The sequence below is a fragment of the Paraburkholderia tuberum STM678 genome (assembly GCF_902833905.1).
GTDB lineage: Bacteria > Pseudomonadota > Gammaproteobacteria > Burkholderiales > Burkholderiaceae > Paraburkholderia > Paraburkholderia tuberum.
Window position 1 is genome coordinate 1 of record NZ_CADFGP010000177.1, and the last position, 691, is coordinate 691.

The 691-nt window shown below is 56.0% G+C and carries 1 protein-coding gene and 3 tRNA genes; all 4 read right to left on the bottom strand.

Going from position 1 to position 691, the window contains the following annotated elements; genetic code table 11:
* Positions 1-110 (bottom strand): GTP-binding protein (locus HWY30_RS40825; protein ID WP_233461887.1); only part of this gene is annotated, 110 nt, incomplete at its 3' end.
* A 62-nt stretch (positions 111-172) separates the two neighbouring features.
* A tRNA-Thr gene (locus HWY30_RS40830) sits at positions 173-247 on the bottom strand.
* 16 nt (positions 248-263) lie between these two features.
* A tRNA-Gly gene (locus HWY30_RS40835) sits at positions 264-337 on the bottom strand.
* Positions 338-377: 40 nt separating this feature from the next.
* A tRNA-Tyr gene (locus tag HWY30_RS40840) sits at positions 378-463 on the bottom strand.
* Positions 464-691: the final 228 nt, after the last annotated feature.

Here is a 691-nt window from a genome sequence, read left to right on the forward strand (position 1 = left end):
GTCAGGACCGTCGTGATCGCTGCCGTCAGCGTGGTCTTGCCGTGGTCAACGTGACCGATCGTGCCCACGTTCACGTGCGGCTTGGTCCGCTCAAACTTACCCTTGGCCATTTTCGACTCCTAAGAGGATTTTCCGTACGTTGCGCCGGGCGCAAACAATCACCGATTACTTCTGGTGCCCATGGGCAGGATCGAACTGCCGACCTCTCCCTTACCAAGGGAGTGCTCTACCACTGAGCCACATGGGCGCTACCTCTGTGTTGCTGGAGCGGGTGAAGGGAATCGAACCCTCGTCGTAAGCTTGGAAGGCTTCTGCTCTACCATTGAGCTACACCCGCAAGGATCATGGATTCCCAACAACTGCTACATCGCGCATTCTGGTGGAGGAGGTTGGATTCGAACCAACGTAGGCGTAAGCCAACAGATTTACAGTCTGCCCCCTTTAGCCACTCGGGCACCCCTCCGCAGAGAACTGACGATTATGGGGGAACAATGTCTCTTTGTCAAGGGCTGCTTGACCGTTCCGATCCCAACGCTCTCACTTATATAGTGATTGGCTGTTAGCCGTTCGTAAACGCAAAAACCCCACCGCGGCGGGTGGGGTTTCTGACTGGGGGGGAGCCTGACGATTACCTACTTTCACACGGGCAATCCGCACTATCATCGGCGTGGAGTCGTTTCACGGTCCTGTT